At 55.2% G+C, this 1,551-nt stretch carries 3 protein-coding genes; all 3 read left to right on the plus strand.

Annotated features, from left to right (window positions below; translation table 11 throughout):
• A partial coding sequence (locus tag EJP87_RS16125; RefSeq protein WP_130472870.1) for a tetratricopeptide repeat protein occupies positions 1-797 on the plus strand: 797 nt, incomplete at its 5' end.
• A gap of 160 nt (positions 798-957) precedes the next feature.
• On the plus strand, positions 958-1,209 hold the full coding sequence (locus EJP87_RS16130) for a type II toxin-antitoxin system ParD family antitoxin (RefSeq protein ID WP_130472871.1): 252 nt from the start codon (positions 958-960) through the stop codon (positions 1,207-1,209).
• On the plus strand, positions 1,206-1,514 hold the full coding sequence (locus EJP87_RS16135; RefSeq protein WP_130472872.1) for a type II toxin-antitoxin system RelE/ParE family toxin: 309 nt from the start codon (positions 1,206-1,208) through the stop codon (positions 1,512-1,514). The genes EJP87_RS16130 and EJP87_RS16135 overlap by 4 nt, the downstream gene beginning before the upstream one ends.
• Positions 1,515-1,551: the final 37 nt, after the last annotated feature.

Consider the following 1,551-nt stretch of genomic DNA (forward strand, 5'->3'; position numbering starts at 1 on the left):
TCCAATTACATGCTCTGGGCCGTCGCGAGGAGGCGCTGGCGGCTACGGAAGAGGCCGTGACGATCTGCAAACAACTGTCCGAAACAGACCCGGACACCTTCAGGCCAGATCTGGCTATGTCCCTCAACAACCTGGGTGCCTATTTGGGCTCCTCGGGTCGTCGAGAAGAGGCGCTGGCGGCTACTGAAGAGGCCGTGGGACTTTACAGAGAACTCGCCGCAGCACACCCGGACGCCTTCAGGCCAGATCTGGCTATGTCCCTTAACAACATGGGCATCCGATTGGATGGCATGGACCGTCGTGAGGAGGCGCTAGAGGCTGTTGTGGAGTCTGTGGCAATTCGCAGGCAACTGGCCGCAGCACACCCGGACGCCTTCAGGCTAGATCTGGCTATGTCCCTCAACAATCTGGGCGCCCTTTTGCACGCCCTGGGCCGTCGCGAGGAGGCGTTGGCGGCTACTGAAGAAGCCGTGGCAATTCGCAGGCAACTGGCTGCAGCACACCCGGACGCCTTTAGACCAGATCTGGCTATTTCCCTGATCATATTAAGTCACCTCCACCATGCTTTTGCGCAACACCGGGAGGCGCAGTTGTGTGCCCAGGAAGCGGTAGAGATGCTCTCCCCCTACTTTCTGGCCTTGCCTCTGGCCCATGGCCACAGAATGGGTTACATGGTCCAGGATTATATCAATCGGTGCCATGATGCGGGGATTGAGCCGGATGGGGAGTTGTTGGCACCGATTCAGAGAGTATTAGAACAATTGCCGAACGAACAAGCACAACCTCCTGCAGGGTAGGGTTGTCTGCTTGCCAAGGAGAGAGATTGGTCGGAGTAATGGCAGATGTTTGTGGTGGTGGCCCTCTTGCCATGTCTGGGATTGTCCGCACCCGTCACTTGCCAACAACATTCGTATACTCTACCATTTGATAGAACAGAGGCATTTTGAGGATGATGTCATGCTCACAGATATACATATCTCTCCAGAGTTTGAACGATTCGCAAATTTTTGTGTAGAAAACGGGCGTTTTGACAGTGTCAACGCGGTTATCCGAAGTGCTTTAGAGATGTTCCAAGAACGAGAAGAGCGGCGTATGCGTTTTAACGCCATGCTGGATGATGTTCGCCGTGAGGCGGATCAGGAAGGCAGTTTTGCAGCGGCTGACGTGCTCGCTGAAATGGACAAGATTCTCGATCAGCAAACTCAATGAAGCCTGCCCGCCTTTCTCCGCAAGCCAGAAGAGATGCGCTGGATGCCATGCGGTGGATTATGGCCGATGAGCCAATCGCTGCCCGTGCCTTTCGTACAGCCATTCACAAGGCAACCATTCTGCTTGCGGACTATCCCTTGGCAGGAGGTGAGCGTCGGGAGTTGGCCGATCCTCCTGTAAGATTCCTGTCTCTTACAGACTTTCCCTATCTCCTGGTCTACGACAGTGCGGTTGTACCGCCACTTATATTGCGGATCCTCCATGGCGCACGTGACCTGCCAGAGTTGCTTGCTGCTCTTGATTAGGCTGTCCCGGCAGCGTGCCTTTGCTCTATTCGGTCTG

Origin of the sequence: Candidatus Magnetaquicoccus inordinatus, from assembly GCF_004217665.1 — a bacterium.
GTDB lineage: Bacteria > Pseudomonadota > Magnetococcia > Magnetococcales > Magnetaquicoccaceae > Magnetaquicoccus > Magnetaquicoccus inordinatus.

Bases quoted from the DNA above. Each gene is read 5' to 3' on its own strand.
- EJP87_RS16130 (WP_130472871.1), top strand. From the start codon at position 958: ATGCTCACAGATATACATATCTCTCCAGAGTTTGAACGATTCGCAAAT.
- EJP87_RS16135 (WP_130472872.1), top strand. From the start codon at position 1,206: ATGAAGCCTGCCCGCCTTTCTCCGCAAGCCAGAAGAGATGCGCTGGAT.